The 14,794-nt window shown below is 63.4% G+C and carries 11 protein-coding genes; 4 read left to right on the forward strand and 7 right to left on the reverse strand.

What is annotated here, in order from left to right; all coding sequences use genetic code 11:
- The first annotated feature begins 139 nt into the window (after nt 1–139).
- The 3 genes from P0D71_RS31380 to P0D71_RS31390 all read left to right on the forward strand — a co-directional run bounded on the left by P0D71_RS31380 (nt 140) and on the right by P0D71_RS31390 (nt 4,423).
- Nucleotides 140–1,570, forward strand: coding sequence for an amino acid permease (locus P0D71_RS31380; protein WP_091806954.1), 1,431 nt, complete (start codon nt 140–142; stop codon nt 1,568–1,570).
- A gap of 142 nt (nt 1,571–1,712) precedes the next feature.
- Nucleotides 1,713–2,702 (forward strand): AAA family ATPase, encoded by a 990-nt coding sequence (locus P0D71_RS31385; protein ID WP_408483453.1) that lies wholly within the window; start codon nt 1,713–1,715, stop codon nt 2,700–2,702.
- Entirely contained in the window at nt 2,699–4,423 is a 1,725-nt protein-coding gene (locus P0D71_RS31390; RefSeq protein ID WP_408483454.1) for a cobaltochelatase CobT-related protein, read from the forward strand. Before P0D71_RS31385 ends, P0D71_RS31390 begins: the two co-directional genes overlap by 4 nt.
- 37 nt (nt 4,424–4,460) lie before the next feature.
- On the opposite strand, the gene P0D71_RS31395 is transcribed toward P0D71_RS31390, so the two are convergent.
- From P0D71_RS31395 to tauA, 7 genes are all read right to left on the reverse strand, one after another.
- Nucleotides 4,461–5,222 carry a sulfite exporter TauE/SafE family protein gene (locus P0D71_RS31395; RefSeq protein ID WP_408300126.1) on the reverse strand — a complete coding sequence of 254 codons (762 nt, stop codon included), beginning with the start codon at nt 5,220–5,222 and terminating at the stop codon, nt 4,461–4,463.
- On the reverse strand, nt 5,219–6,256 hold the full coding sequence (gene pta, locus P0D71_RS31400; RefSeq protein WP_091806963.1) for a phosphate acetyltransferase: 1,038 nt from the start codon (nt 6,254–6,256) through the stop codon (nt 5,219–5,221). The genes P0D71_RS31395 and pta overlap by 4 nt, the downstream gene beginning before the upstream one ends.
- A gap of 141 nt (nt 6,257–6,397) precedes the next feature.
- On the reverse strand, nt 6,398–8,230 hold the full coding sequence (gene xsc, locus P0D71_RS31405; protein ID WP_408483455.1) for a sulfoacetaldehyde acetyltransferase: 1,833 nt from the start codon (nt 8,228–8,230) through the stop codon (nt 6,398–6,400).
- Between the two features lie 203 nt (nt 8,231–8,433).
- Nucleotides 8,434–9,867: a phosphonoacetaldehyde dehydrogenase gene (gene phnY / locus P0D71_RS31410; RefSeq protein WP_408483477.1), complete on the reverse strand. Its 1,434-nt coding sequence runs from the start codon at nt 9,865–9,867 to the stop codon at nt 8,434–8,436.
- 216 nt (nt 9,868–10,083) lie between these two features.
- Nucleotides 10,084–11,004 carry an ABC transporter permease subunit gene (locus P0D71_RS31415; protein ID WP_408300121.1) on the reverse strand — a complete coding sequence of 307 codons (921 nt, stop codon included), beginning with the start codon at nt 11,002–11,004 and terminating at the stop codon, nt 10,084–10,086.
- Nucleotides 10,997–11,812, reverse strand: coding sequence for a taurine ABC transporter ATP-binding protein (locus P0D71_RS31420; RefSeq protein WP_408483456.1), 816 nt, complete (start codon nt 11,810–11,812; stop codon nt 10,997–10,999). The genes P0D71_RS31415 and P0D71_RS31420 overlap by 8 nt, the downstream gene beginning before the upstream one ends.
- A gap of 30 nt (nt 11,813–11,842) precedes the next feature.
- Complete coding sequence (gene tauA, locus P0D71_RS31425) at nt 11,843–12,901, reverse strand: taurine ABC transporter substrate-binding protein (RefSeq protein WP_177205152.1); 1,059 nt, start codon at nt 12,899–12,901, stop codon at nt 11,843–11,845.
- A 364-nt stretch (nt 12,902–13,265) separates the two neighbouring features.
- Between tauA and pdxR the strand changes: the two genes are divergently transcribed.
- On the forward strand, nt 13,266–14,792 hold the full coding sequence (pdxR, locus tag P0D71_RS31430) for a MocR-like pyridoxine biosynthesis transcription factor PdxR (protein WP_408300115.1): 1,527 nt from the start codon (nt 13,266–13,268) through the stop codon (nt 14,790–14,792).
- Nucleotides 14,793–14,794 lie beyond the last annotated feature (2 nt).

Genomic DNA, 14,794 nt, shown 5'->3' on the forward strand with positions numbered 1-14,794 from the left:
AGTGCGGTGCTTCATAAAAAATCATATGGCGAGACGCCGAAGCGTCCTCGCCCCATCCGTGATTGAAGACGCCGGGACTCGGGCGGCTGCTCTGCAGAGCCGTTCCGCCCGCGATCGGATGACGGAACGTGGAGGTGACATGCAGCAATCTACAGATACAACGGAATTGAAGGCGGGCCTCAAGCAGCGCCACATGACGATGATCGCGCTAGGCGGCGTGATCGGCGCAGGGCTCTTCGTCGGCAGCGGCGTGGTCGTGCAGCAGGCCGGCCCCGCGGCGGTGTTGTCGTTTCTGATCACCGGCGCACTGGTCGTGCTGGTCATGCGGATGCTTGGCGAAATGGCCTGCGCGATGCCGGCCGTCGGCTCGTTCTACGAATACGCGCGGCTGGCATTCGGCGGCAAGCGTGCCTCCGGCAACCTGGCCGGCTTTCTCACCGGCTGGATGTACTGGTATTTCTGGGTCATCGTCGTGGCGGTCGAGGCGGTTGCGGGTGCGAAGCTTGTGCAGTTCTGGTTGCCCGACGTGCCCGCGTGGGCGATCAGTCTCGTGTTGCTGGTGACGCTCACGGCGACCAACCTCGTCTCGGTCGGCAGTTACGGTGAATTCGAGTTCTGGTTCGCATCGATCAAGGTCGCGGCGATCATGGTGTTTCTGTTTCTCGGCGGCATGTACGTGCTGGGGCTGTGGCCCGCGTCGAAGCACGTTACCGAAGTGCTGCCGACGCTGCTCTCGCACGGCGGCCTGATGCCCAAAGGCATTGGACCGGTGCTGAGCGGCGCGGTCGCCGCCACGGGTTTTTACTTCGGCGCGGAAATCGTCACCATCGCGGCGGCCGAAGCGCAGGAGCCCGCGAAGGCAGTCGCCAAAGCGACCAACTCGGTGATTACGCGCGTGCTGGTCTTTTATGTGGGCTCGATTCTGCTCGTCGTTGCGCTCGTGCCGTGGAACTCGCCGAAGATGGCGACGCCCTATGTCAGCGCGCTCGATGCGATGGGTATCCCGGCCGCCGCCAGCGTCATGAACGCCATCGTGCTCACGGCGGTACTGTCGGCGCTCAATTCCGGTCTCTACGCGGCGTCGCGGATGATCTTCGCGCTGACGCGCCACGGCGACGCGCCCGCTGCGCTCGCCAAGGTCAATCGCCGTGGCGTGCCGGTGCGCGCGATTCTGATTGGTACCGTATTCGGCTACGCGTCGGTCGTCATGTCGTACGTCTCGCCGGATACCGTGTTCGCGTTTCTCGTGAATTCGTACGGCACGGTGGCGATTTTCGTCTACGTGCTGATTGCGATCTCGCAACTGAAACTGCGTGCCCGCATCGAGCGGGATGCGCCGCAGAAGCTGCGAGTGAGGATGTGGTGCTATCCGTATCTCACGTGGGTCGCGATCCTCGGCATGGTGGGCATTCTGGTCGCGATGGCCTTTATTCCGGAGCAACGTCAGCCGCTCTGGTTCGGTGTCGCGAGTCTCGGCGTGCTGCTGCTCGCTTATCTGCTGCGCGTGCGCAAAACCGACGAACTCTTTCGCGAGCCGGAGACGGTCGAATACCGGCATCGTCATCGCTGATACTTACAGCCCAAAATCGTCGCTAAAAAACGAGATGATTTGTATCGAAAAAAGAAAGTGCGTATGATGACCCGGCAAGGCCGTGTGCGGCTGCTGAGCGCCGCGCCGCCCGCCGTTCAGACATAGCGCGAAGGAGACCGTAGTGACCGATATCGTGACAGGCAAACCGGACCGGATGGTCTCGGTGCGTACGTTGTTCGGCATCGATTCAGGCTTGATGGTGCCGGCTTTTAGCGACCGTGACGACCACGTTCCGGAAGTTGACGAGGCATACCGCTTCAATGCTGAAGTGACACTGGCGATTCTCGCCGGCTTCATGCGCGAGCGCCGCGTGATGGTGCAGGGCCTGCATGGCACGGGTAAGTCGACCCACATCGAACAGGTCGCTGCCCGGCTCAACTGGCCGTGCGTACGCGTGAATCTGGACGGGCATATCAGCCGTCTCGATCTGGTGGGCAAAGACGCCATCATCGTGCGCGACGACCTGCAGGTAACCGAGTTCCAGGAAGGCATCGTGCCCTGGGCACTGCAACGGCCCATGGCGCTGATCTTCGACGAATACGACGCCGGCCGTCCCGACGTCATGTTCGTGATTCAGCGCATTCTGGAGCGCGACGGCAAATTCACGCTGCTCGATCAGAATCGCGTGATTCATCCGCACCCGTATTTCCGGCTGTTCGCCACGACCAATACCGTCGGCCTCGGCAATCTGAACGGCATGTATCACGGCACGCAGTTGCTCAATCACGCGCAGATGGACCGCTGGAACGTCGTGGCCACGCTCAACTATCTGCCGCGCGCCGAAGAGGCCGGCATCGTGCTCGCACGTGTGCCGGAACTCGGCGATGCTGCCGGCCACGCACTGATCGAGTCGATGATCAGCGTCGCGGAACTGACGCGCAAGGGCTTTGCCGCCGGCGATTTGTCCACGCTGATGTCGCCGCGCACGGTGATCGACTGGGCGGAGAACTGCCAGATTTTCCGTGATCCGGCCATGGCGTTTCGCCTCACCTTCGTCAACAAGTGCGACGAAGCGGAACGGCCCATCGTGGCCGAGTATTTCCAGCGCTGCTTCGACAGAGAGCTGGAAAGCGCGCCTGAGCGCGAGGCCCATTCGATGGTGGCGCAATGAGCGCTGCCGAGCGGCAAGCCACGCGCCGCGCGGAGCAGCGTCAGAACCTGTGTGCGGCGGCGGTGCGCGCGTTGACCGGCGACGCCGCGCTGCACTACCGGGCCGGCCGTCTGTATCGTGGCTTGCGTGCGCTGCCGCTTCATGCGCCGCATCTGCGCACTGACCCGCGGGTTGATGATCTGCTTTCCTTGCGTGGAGCGGCAGATGGCGCCGCGCTGCGTTTGACGCATTCCGATGCGGCTCTCCACGCGAGCCTGTGCCCCGTCGAGCCCGTTGAGCGCCTCATGTTCGAACTCTTCGAGCAGTTGCGTTGCGAAGCGCTCGCGCCCGCCGGCATGCCGGGACTCGCGCAGAATCTGCGTCATCGCTTCGAAACATGGTCGAGGGCTTTTTATCGCACCGGACTTGCCGACGGCCACTTGGGCATTCTGCTTTACACGGTCGCCCAGATCGTCTGGTCGCGTTTGTCGGGCTGGCCCGTGCTGGAAGAGACCGAAGGCCTGATCGAAGCCACCCGCGCCGCGATCACGCCGACGCTGGGCGTGCCGCTCGCGGCGCTGCGGCGGTGTCGGACGGAGCAGGGCACGTTCGCGATTCATGCGCTCGAACTAGCTCGTCTCGTCAGCCAGATGATGCGTGAAGCACGCGCGCAGTCCCTTGATGAAAACGAGCAGGCGCCGGAAGACGACGAAGCCGTGCGCGCCATGTTCGCGCTGTGGTTCGATACCGACGAAGGCGAGCAGGTCGACATGGGTCTCGCGGCCACCGGCGACAGCCGTGTTCTGCGCGACGCCGGGCAACGCTACCTCGCGTACACCACGCGCTACGACCGCGAATTGATGCCTGGCTCGCGGATTCGGCGCGAGTTACTCGCCGAGTATCGCGACCAGCTCGACAAGCGGATCGCCGCGCAGCGCATCAACGTGCCGCGGCTCGCGTATGCGCTGAAGGCCGCGCTCGCCGTGCCACAACGCGATGGCTGGTCGTTCGGTGAAGAGCACGGGCGTATCGACGGCCGGCGTCTCGCGCAACTGGTCTGCTCGCCGGCCGAGCGGCGTTTGTTCGTGCTGGAACGGCACAAGCCGCTCGCCGATTGCGTGGTGAGCTTTCTCATCGATTGTTCGGGGTCCATGCGAACCTATATCGAGCCGGTGGCGATGCTGGTGGATGTGCTCACGCGCGCGCTCGATCAGGCCGGTGTGGCCAGCGAGGTGCTGGGATTTTCGACCGGCGCATGGAATGGCGGCCGCGCGCGGCTCGACTGGCTGGCCGGCGGCCGGCCGCATCATCCGGGGCGGCTCAACGAGGTCGCACACATTGTCTTCAAAGATGCCGCGACAAGCTGGCGGCGCGCTCGCGCCGACATCGCCGCGCTGTTCAAGGCCGATCTGTTCCGCGAGGGCGTGGACGGCGAAGCGGTCGATTGGGCCTGCACGCGGCTGCGTGCGCGCGCCGAGGCGCGGCGCATCCTCGTCGTGATCTCGGACGGCAGTCCGATGGATACCGCGACCGCACAGGTCAACGATACCTATTACCTCGACAATCACCTGAAGCAGGTAGTGGCGCGCAATGAAGCCGCGCGCGACGTCGAATTGCTCGGTCTTGGCGTGGGACTCGATCTGAGTCCGTATTACCGCCGTTGCCTTGCTGTCGATCTGTCCGCGCCACCTGACATGTCGCTGTTCGCCGAACTCGTCGGCTGGATCGGCGCGCGGCGGTAACGGGACTGTGAAGCTCGGGAACGGTCTGGCTCGCGCGTCAGCGCACCAACTGCTGCAGCGCATGCAGGATCAACGAAGCGCCGATCACCATCAGAATCGCGAACGCGATGCGGCGCGTCATCACGCCCGATAGCGGCGGCGGGTACTGCCGCGCCACCATCGTCATGAGGGCGACGACCGGGACCGCGAAGGCGGCCTGCGTCCAGAGGTCGGCGTCGAGTTGGCCCTCGTACGCGCTAAACAACGTGCGGGTGATCGAAGTCACCGTGAAGATCAGAATCAGCGCGTAGCGGATCTGCATGAGCGAGAGCGGCTGACGATAGAACTGAAAAATCAACGGTGGCCCGGATACGCCGAACATGCCGCTCAGCAGACCGCCGAACAGTCCGCTGACGAAGAAACTCCTATCGGCCGAGCGGCACGCGAGCGGCGCCGGACGCAGTGCCGCACTCAGGCCGCCGTACAGCACCACGGCGCCCAGCAGCAGTTGCAATACGCTGGAGGCCGCGTTGCTCAGCAGATTCAGCACCAGCACGCCCGCCACCACGGAGGGCAGGACGCCCAGCGTGGCGGCGCCCACCGCGCGCCAGTCGATGTGATGGAATTTGCCGGGCAAGGCGGTCGCGCTATTGGCGAGTGTCACGAGGCTGAGCAGGGCGGCGAGACTCGTGACCGGCGCCAGTTCGAAGCCGCTGGCCGCGCCGATGACGATCATGCTCAGGCCGAAGCCGGTGATGGTTTGAAAATAGCTCGCAAAGCCCATCAGCGCGAGGAGAGGCAGCAACTTCTGAACGATCATGAAAGAGACGGTGTGAGGAGGACGTCGGGATGTGTGAGCGCGGCTTGCGCCTGGACCGCGGTGACGGCGGTCACGTAGTAGATGTCGTCCGCGCTGCAGCCGCGCGACAGGTCGTTGGCCGGCTTGCGCAGGCCCTGCAGCAGCGGGCCGATCGCCTTCGCACCGCCGATCCGCTCGGCCAGCTTGTAGCCGATGTTGCCCGCTTCCAGACTTGGAAACACCAGCACGTTGGCGTGGCCCTCCACCTGCGAGTGCTTGACTTTGCGCAGCGCGATTTCGGAAACGATGGCCGCGTCGAGTTGCACATCGCCGTCGATCGCGAGATGCGGGCGGCGTTCCTGCACGATGTGGGTCGCATTGACCACTTTGTCGACGGCCGCATGGTGAGCGCTGCCGCTGGTCGAAAACGACAGCATCGCCACGCGCGGCTCGTCCATCAGAAGGCTTTGCGCGCTGTCTGCGGCGGCGATCGCGATCTCGGCGAGCTGGCCAGCATCGGGCTCCACCACGAGTGCGCAGTCCGAGAAAATCAGGCCGCCCTTGAGCGTGTGGAACGGCTCGCACAGCATCATCAGGAAGAAGCTCGATACGAGCTTGAATGAAGGCGCGATGCCGATGATCTGGATCGCGGTGCGCACCACGTCGGCGGTGGTGTTGACCGCGCCGGACACGGAGCCGTCCGCGTGGCCGAGTCGCACCATCAGGTTCGCGAAGCAGAGTGGGTTGAGGATTTCTTTGTGCGCCTGTTCGCGCGTCATGCCTTTTTTGCTGCGCAGAGCGAACAGTTCCTCGGCATATAGCGGTGCGAGCGCGGAAGCTACGGGGTCCACCAACTCCATTGCCGACAGATCGACGTCGAAGCGGGCTGCGGCCTCGCGAATGCGCGTGGCGTCGCCCACGAGCAGAATGCGGGCAATGCCTTCGCGGCTCGCGCGCTGTGCGGCCTGCAACACGCGCGGATCTTCGGCCTCGCTCAGCACGATACGCATGGGTGAACGACGCGCTTGTTCAATGATGCGGTTGATGGCTTTCATGGAAATGGCCGTTTGGAGAGACAGCGAGACGCGCAACGAAGAAGCCGGAGACAGAGCGCCCGCGAGGGCGCGCCTGTTTCCGGCCTGTGAGCACTGCGGGCTCCGTCTGCCTGAGCACGGTGCCCGCGCGCGCCCGAACCGTTAAACGTAGTCCTTGTACTTGTCGAGCATGCGCACAGGCTTGGAGAGCGCGTCGCGGCGGAACGGATCGCCCAGTTCACGGGTGCACATGATCTCGATGATGGTGGTCTTGCCGCTGTTCATCTGCGCGTCGATCGCTCGCTTGAGCGCGGGGCCGACATCTTCGAGACGATCCACCACGATGCCTTCGGCGCCCATCGCGCGGGCAATGGCCGCGAAGCTCTGGTTATCGAGTTCGCCCGCCACGAAGCGGCGATTGTAGAAGTCCACCTGGTTCTTCTTCTCTGCGCCCCATTGGCGGTTGTGGAACACCACTGCCGTCACCGGAATGTTATGACGCACGCAGGTCATGGTTTCCATCAGGCTCATGCCCCATGCGCCGTCGCCCGCATATGAAACGGCCGGGCGGTGCGGCGCGGCGACCTTGGCGCCGATGATGGTCGGAAACGCGTAGCCGCAATTGCCCCAGCTCATCGCCGCGAAGAAGCTGCGCGGCTTGTTGAAGCGCAGATAGCTGTTGGCCACCGAGTTGATGTTGCCGATGTCGGTCGACACCATCACGTCTTCCGGCATGGCCTTTTCCAGTTCGCGCAGCACCTGGCGCGGATGCAGATAGGTGCCGCCGCCAGGCGTGCGTTCGTGCTTCTGCTCTTCGAGCATGTCGAGGCTGTAGGCGTCGCGCTCGTGTGTCCAATCGTCGAGCTCTTTCTCCCATGCCGCTTTTTCTGCGGCGATCTGAGCGCCGCGTTCTTCGCGCGTGGCGTCGCAGGCAATCTTGCGTCCGGCAAGGCGCTCGGTCAATGCGACGGCGGCGGCCTTCGCGTCGCCGCAAATGCCTACCGAGATCTTCTTCACGAGACCGAGCATCTTGTGATCGGCATCGATCTGGATGATCTTCGCGTTGGTCGGCCAGTAGTCCAGGCCGTGCTGCGGCAGCGTGCCGAACGGTCCGAGACGCGAGCCGAGCGCGATCACGACGTCGGCGCGCGAAAGCAGCTTCATGGCGGCCTTCGAGCCCTGATAGCCGAGCGGGCCGCACCACAGCGGATGGCTGGCCGGGAACGAATCGTTGTGCAGGTAGCTGTTCACGACCGGCGCGTTCAGTCGCTCGGCGAGCGCCTTGCATTCTTCGATCGCGTCGGCCATCACCACGCCGCCGCCTGAAATGATCACCGGGAACTTCGCTTGCGCGAGCAGTTCTGCCGCTTCGTTCAGGCGTTGCTCACCGCCCGCGCCGCGATCGAGACGCTGCGGCTGGGGGATTTCCACTTTGACCTGGCCGTAGAAGTAATCGCGCGGGATATTGAGCTGGGTCGGTCCCATCTCCGCCATGGCGCGGTCGAAACAGCGGCCGGTGAATTCCGCCATGCGTGCCGGATGGGTGACATGGCCTTGATACTTGGTGAATTCCTGGAACATGGGCAGTTGCTTGGCTTCCTGGAAGCCGCCCAGACCGATCCCCATGGTGCCCGCTTCCGGTGTGACGATCACGACCGGGCTGTGCGCCCAGTAGGCTGCCGCAATGGCTGTGACGCAGTTGCTGATGCCGGGGCCGTTCTGGCCGATCACCACGCCGTGGCGTCCCGACACGCGCGAGTAGCCGTCGGCCATATGGCCGGCGCCTTGCTCATGCACCACCGGAATCAGGCGGATGCCGGCGGGCGCAAAAATGTCCATGGCGTCCATGAACGCCGAGCCCATGATGCCGAACATATCGGTCACGCCGTTGGCCGCCAGGGTTTCGACGAACGCTTCCGACGGCGTCATGGCCTGCGGGCCGCTGACACGGTTGTCGGCGGTAGCGTCGCGTTGGGAAGGATTCTGCTCGCTCATGGGTGTCTCCGATTCTTCGAAATAAATGGAACAAAAAATACCGAAAAATGATTGGTGTTTCAAATGTAGGTCAGTCGCTTCGGTGCGTCAACCTAAATTCAAATAAATGGAACGTTTTGTATCAAAATCGGTTGGCATTTGGTTTGGGGCGGCTGTTTGGCGGGTTGGGCTCGCGCCGGTGGCAAATGGCCGTGGCTGCGCTGTCACAGCCACGGCAACGAGTACGTCTTCACGTTGGTGAAGCTCTTGATCGCTTCCTGAACGCCTTCCTTGTAGCCGAGCCCCGAGTCCTTGATGCCGCCGAACGGCGTCAGTTCGAGGCGGTAGCCGGGCACCTCGCGCACGTTCACGCTGCCCACCTGTAATTCCGTGATAAACCGCGTGATGTAATCGAGCCGGTTCGTGCAGACGGAAGAGGACAGGCCGTAGTCCGTCGAGTTGGAAATCCGGATCGCTTCGTCGATATCGCGGAAGCGGATGACCGGCGAAACCGGACCGAAAGTTTCATATCGCACGAGCGGCATATCCGGCGTGACGCGATCGACCACGGTCGGCGAATAAAGCGCGCCACGGCGCACGTTGCCGAGCAGCAGCTTCGCGCCGCGATTGACGGCGTCGTTGACCTGCGCTTCGAAGAAGATCGCGGCGTCCTCGTCGATCACGGTGCCCATGTCGGTATTGGGATCGGCCGGATCGCCGTAACGTATTGCGCGACTCTTTTCCACCAGCAATTCAACGAAGCGATCCGCCACCGCTTCGTGCACGAGCATCCGCTTGATGGCGGTGCAGCGCTGCCCGGAGTTCTTGTACGAGCCGGAAACGGCCAACGTGCTCGCCTCATCGAGGTCCGCGTCTTCCATCACGATGAGCGGATCGTTGCCGCCCAGTTCGAGCACCGCGCGCCGATAACCCATCCTGTTCGCGATGTGTTTGCCGATGGCGACCCCGCCCGTGAACGTAATGAGGTCGACGTGCCGGTTTGTAATGAGTTCGTCCGCAATGTCTTTCGGGTCGCCCGTGACCACCTGGAGCATCTGTGGTGGCAGGCCGGCGCTGTAGAGAATATCGGCGAGCAGGCAGGTGGACAGTGGCACTTTCTCGGACGGTTTGACGACGATCCGGTTATTGGTGGCGATGGATGGCACGATCTTGTGCGCCACCTGGTTCATAGGATGATTGAACGGCGTGATCGCGCAGATCACGCCGAGCAGCGGTTCGCGCTGCGTATAGACGCGGCGCTGTTTGCCGTGCGGCGTCAGATCGCAGGAGAAAATCTGGCCGTCGTCCTTCAGCGCCTCGGCGGCGCCGAAGATCAATACGTCGCTGACGCGGCCCGCTTCGTATAGCGAATCTTTCTTGCAGAGCCCGGATTCGGCGGTGATCAGAGCGGCGATTTCGCCGGTCCGCTCGCGCACCATATCCGCCGCGCGCCGCAGGATCTGCGCGCGCTCATAGCGTGTGAGGCTGGCGCGATATGCGTGCGCGTAGTCGAAAGCGTGCCGCACGTCGTCTACCGTGGCTTTCGGAACCGTGCCGACGAGCTCGCGCGTATAGGGATTGAATATGTCGATGACTTCCGCGCGCGTGATCTTTTCACCGCCGATGCGCATGGTCTCGTGTCGAACCCCAAAAGACATGCCTGGTTTGACGATGGCGTTCACGTGGCCCCCTGACTGGATTGACGATCGCGGAAGACAACTGCCTTACCGTTGCGACCGATATTGCCGTTGCGCACGGCAACGGGGTAGAGCCAGCTTGGGGGAGTCGCTGAGTCCAGCGCCGTATCACTGCGACGCTGAAGCGAAAGAGAAAGGGCCCGCAGGCCCTTGTGAGTGAAGCACGGCGACGCCTTGTCAGACCCTGCCTTTCCAGGGCACCAGCACGCGCTCGATATAACGCATCAGCAGATCGAAGCAGAGCGCGAAGAAGCCAATCACGATAATCCCCATGATGACCACGTCGCTCGCCAGAAATTCCGCTGCGTTGAGCACCATGAAGCCGAGGCCGCTGGTCGATGCGACCATTTCGGCGGCCACCAGTGTCGTCCAGCCGACGCCGATGCCGATTCTCATGCCGGTGAAGATCTCCGGCATCGCCGACTTCAGAATCACGTACAGGACCACTTGGGTGCGCGAGGCGCCCATCGAATACGCGGCGTGAATCTGTTCGATCGAAACCGAGCGCACGCCTGCACGGGCCGCAATGGCGAGCGGCGCGAAAATGGCGAGGTAAATCAGCAGCACCTTCGAAAATTCGCCGATGCCGAACCAGATGATGATGAGCGGCAAATAGGCGAGAGGCGGCAACGGGCGGTAGAACTCGATCGGCGGATCGAACGCGCCGCGCGCGAAGCGCGACACGCCCATCATCACGCCGACGGGTATCGCGCTCACGCAGGCGAGCAGGAATGCGCCGAAGACCCGCAACAGGCTGATACCCGTGTGCTGCGCGAGCGTGGAATTGGCGAAACCTTCGGTGGCGACAAAGATGAACTTCGCGTAGACGGCCTGCGGCGACGGCAGAAAGAGCGGCTTGATCCAGTGCAGATTGGTCGCCGCGAACCAGAGTCCGACAAATGCGGCCACTGTGATGAGGCTCGTGGCGACGCTGCTGCCTTGCCCCGGCACGCCGAACGTATCGCCGGGCCGGGCGGGTTTTTTCGCGAGCATGCGAGGCCCGCGCCCCGGTCGCCGAGGCGGCCGTGCCGGCGTGTTCGTCTCCATGGGGGCGGCCTCGCCGTGCAGAACGGCCTGAGCGGATTTTGAACTAAACATGAGCGACTCCGGCCTCGGCGGCGTGCATCTTCTCGTCGCCGTAAATGATGTTGAGGACACGCTCGCGCATGGCGATGAAATCGGGACTCGATTTGATCGCCCGTGCGTCGCGCGTGTCGAGAAAACGGCGATTGAAGTCCAGTTCGTAGGTATGGGTGATACGGCCGGGACGCGGCGACATCACGATCAGACGGCTCGCAAGGAAGAGTGCCTCCTCCACGCTGTGCGTGATAAAGAAAAACATCTTGTTGGTCTTCTTCCAGACATCGAGCAGCAATTCCTGAATGGTTTCGCGGGTGAGTGCGTCGAGCGCGGCCATCGGCTCGTCCATCAGCAGCATTGCCGGATCGCAGGTGAGCGCGCGGGCAATGCCGACACGCTGCTGCATCCCGCCCGAGAGCTGATAGATCATGTGCTTGTGGAAGTCCTGCAAGCCGACCAGCGCGAGGTTGCGCACGGCGATTTCGCGCCGCTGCGCGCGCGGCACGCCTTGCAGTTTGAGACCGAATTCCGCGTTGTCGATCACGTTGAGCCACGGCAATAGCGCATGCTTCTGGAACACCACGCCGCGGTCCGCGCCCGGCCCGGCAATCGGTTCGCCGCCGAGCAGCAACTCGCCCCGGCTCGGCGCGATGAAGCCGGCCATGAGCGACAACAGCGTGGTCTTGCCGCATCCGGACGCCCCCAGTGCGACGACGAAGTCGCCTGAGCGGATAGTCAGGTTGATATCGTCGAGCGCCTGCACGGTCTGACCTGGCCGGCGCCCCGGGAACACCACGCTCACGTTCCTGACAGTCATGTTTTCCATGTTGCCTCCTGATTCCGGATCACGGTTACGTCATTTGAGTTGCGCGGCGGCTTCGGCGTAAGCCGGCGTCACGAATTTCGAGTAGTCCGGCAGGACGGCGCCAATCTGCTTCTGGCTTTTCAGGAACTCCGAGGTGTCCTTCAGCGCGAGCGCGGCGCGGCTCGCCGTGCCGCCACCCAGCCATTGCGCGGACGCCTGCTCGCCGAGCGTGGGGAAGGCATACAGCGACAGCGACCCCGGCACGTCCGCCGGCGAGCCGCCGATCATCTTCGCGATGGCGGCGGCTTGCGGCGAGGTCGCGCTCCATTGCGACGGATTGCTGCGGTATTGCTGGTCGGCGTCGGCGATTGCCTTGACGAGTTTGGCCATGAAGTCTTTATGGTCCTCGCCCCATTTGCGATCGACGGCAATGCCGTCGAAGGTCGGCTTGCCGAGCTTCGAGAGGTCGCCGGACGTGATCAGCACCTTGCCGCTTTTCTTCAGTTCCGCGAGTGCCGGATCCCACACGTAGGCGGCGTCGATGTCGCCGCGCGCCCAGGCCGCGACGATCTGATTGGGCTGCATGTTGAGAATCTTCAGGTCAGACGGATTGATGCCCCAGTGCTGCAGCGCGAACATGGTGTGATAGTGAGTCGTCGACACGAACGGCACGCCGATGGTCTTGCCCTTCAGATCCGCGGGTTTCGCCACGCCGGAGCCATTGCGCACCACCATCGCTTCAGCCTGGTTGATGTTGTCGAGAATCCAGAAGAGCTGCAGATCGAGACCCTGGCTCACGGCGGCGGCAAGCGGGCTCGAACCGATCACGCCGACCTTGACGTCACCGGATGCCAGCGCGGTCGCGACTTTCGCGCCTGACTCGAATTGCCGCCAGTTGATCTTGTAGCCGGTGGCCTTTTCGATCGACCCGTTCGCGATGCCGACCACCCACGGGTCGACGATCTGCTGATAGGCGATCGTGATTTCCTTCTCTTGCGCATGGCTGGGCGTCGCCACGAGGCTCGCCGTGGCGGCGAAAACCAGCGACAGGACGCAGCGTGCCGTCCATTGGAACCACGGTCGTGAGGTCGGGCTTTTATGGCGTTTCATAATAGGTCTCAAAAGTGGCTGTCTATGGAGCATGGAAGTCGTGTGGATACGACCGGTGCTTGTCCCGATCGCGGTGGACGGGGTGAGTCGAGTATCGTCAGTAAAAAATCGGGCAAGTTAGTGCCAGACGGCGCCGATCGTTGAGTCCACATGGCAATCGGGGATTGCTCAGGGACTGCTCAGGGACCGCTCAGGCCCCGATCGCGATCCAGATCGGGATCCGACCCGGGCCCGACGCGGACCCAACGCGGACCCGATCCGAAGCCGCCCTGGCCGGCCCGTGCCATGACTGCTATCGCGACGGACGGCTGTGCCGTGCAGCGACGCGATGGCCGGCGCGGCCTGTTCACTTTCAGGAGGAAGCATGTCTAGCCGTACAGCGACGGCCCTTTGGACGCAGCGTTTTCAGCGTCCCAGCGACTCGAACATGAGCCTGCAAGGGCAGATTCGCCAGATGCTGGTGGCCGCGATTCTGGACGGCCAACTGCCGCCGCAAACCGCGCTGCCGTCCAGCCGCGAACTGGCCGATCAATTGAGCGTCGCGAGAAATACGGTCGTGCTGGCGTACCAGCAACTCGTGGAAGAGGGCTATCTGATTTCGCGCGAGCGCAGCGGGCACTTCGTCAATCCGGCGATGCTGGAAGGGCGCCACGGTTTCAAGCCGTCGCAGTCGGTCCCCGGCGGCGAGCATGGCACCGCGCCCGCGCGGCCCGACTGGGCGCACCGTGTGCAGCGGCGGCCCTCCGCGCAGCGCAACATCGTCAAGCCGGGCAACTGGCAGGACTACGAATATCCATTTATCTACGGGCAGTTCGACCAGTCGCTCTTTCCGACCAACGACTGGCGCGAGTGCTGCATGAAGGCGCTTTCGGTGATGGAGATCCGCAACTGGGCGCCGGATCTGATCGGCCGCGACGACGACACGCTGATCCAGCAGATTCGCACGCGTGTGCTGCCGCGACGTGGCGTGTTCGCGATGCCGGATGAAATCGTCATCACGATCGGCTGTCAGCAGGCGTTATATCTGGTGGCCGATCTGCTTGCGCGCGAGCGCACCACGGTGGGATTCGAAAACCCCGGCTATCCGGACGCGCGCAATATCTTCGAGAACCGCAATGCGCAACTGGTGCCGTTGCCGGTCGATGCGGGCGGCGTGCGCCCCGTCGAGGACGCGCAGCTGTTTGCTCAATGCGATTACGTCTACGTGACGCCGAGCCACCAGTGCCCGACCACGGCCACCATGCCGATCGATCGCCGGCATGCGTTGCTCGAACTCGCGCAAGAGCACGATTTCGTGCTGATCGAAGACGACTACGAAAGCGAGAACAATTTTTCAGGCATGCCGCACCCGGCGCTCAAGAGTTTGGACAAGGCTGATCGCGTGATCTACATCGGCAGTCTGTCGAAGACGTTCGCGCCCGGCTTGAGGCTCGGGTATATCGTGGGTCCGCGCGAGCTGGTGCATGAGTTGCGCGCGTTACGCCGTCTGATGGTGCGGCATCCGGCGGCATACATTCAGCGTGCGTTCGCGACGTTTCTCGCGCTCGGCCATCATGACGCGCTGCTGCGCAGGCTCGCCCACGCTTATCGCGAGCGTGCGCTGGCGTTGATGGCGGCGCTCGACACATACATGCCCGAAGCGCGCTACATCCCGATTACGGGCGGCGCGTCGTGCTGGGTGGAAGGACCGCCGTGGCTCGACGCCGTGCGCCTCGCCGCCGACGCCGAACAGCACGGCATTCTGATCGAATCAGGCGGTGTGTTCTTCATGACCGGACTGGAGCAGAAGCACTGCTTCCGGATGGGCTTCTCGGCGATCAAGCTCGACAAGATCGAGGCGGGCGTGCGCCTGCTGGCCGAACTCGTGCGCCAGCAGAAGCCTGCGTCATGAAC

This window comes from Paraburkholderia sp. RL17-383-BIF-A (assembly GCF_046028015.1).
Lineage (GTDB): Bacteria > Pseudomonadota > Gammaproteobacteria > Burkholderiales > Burkholderiaceae > Paraburkholderia.

Excerpts from the sequence above, each read along its gene's own strand:
- phnY (WP_408483477.1), bottom strand. The coding sequence starts at position 9,867 with ATGTCTTTTGGGGTTCGACACGAGACCATGCGCATCGGCGGTGAAAAG.
- P0D71_RS31395 (WP_408300126.1), bottom strand. The coding sequence starts at position 5,222 with ATGATCGTTCAGAAGTTGCTGCCTCTCCTCGCGCTGATGGGCTTTGCG.
- P0D71_RS31415 (WP_408300121.1), bottom strand. The coding sequence starts at position 11,004 with ATGTTTAGTTCAAAATCCGCTCAGGCCGTTCTGCACGGCGAGGCCGCC.
- P0D71_RS31390 (WP_408483454.1), top strand. The coding sequence starts at position 2,699 with ATGAGCGCTGCCGAGCGGCAAGCCACGCGCCGCGCGGAGCAGCGTCAG.
- pta (WP_091806963.1), bottom strand. The coding sequence starts at position 6,256 with ATGAAAGCCATCAACCGCATCATTGAACAAGCGCGTCGTTCACCCATG.
- P0D71_RS31420 (WP_408483456.1), bottom strand. The coding sequence starts at position 11,812 with ATGGAAAACATGACTGTCAGGAACGTGAGCGTGGTGTTCCCGGGGCGC.
- xsc (WP_408483455.1), bottom strand. The coding sequence starts at position 8,230 with ATGAGCGAGCAGAATCCTTCCCAACGCGACGCTACCGCCGACAACCGT.
- pdxR (WP_408300115.1), top strand. The coding sequence starts at position 13,266 with ATGTCTAGCCGTACAGCGACGGCCCTTTGGACGCAGCGTTTTCAGCGT.
- P0D71_RS31380 (WP_091806954.1), top strand. The coding sequence starts at position 140 with ATGCAGCAATCTACAGATACAACGGAATTGAAGGCGGGCCTCAAGCAG.
- tauA (WP_177205152.1), bottom strand. The coding sequence starts at position 12,901 with ATGAAACGCCATAAAAGCCCGACCTCACGACCGTGGTTCCAATGGACG.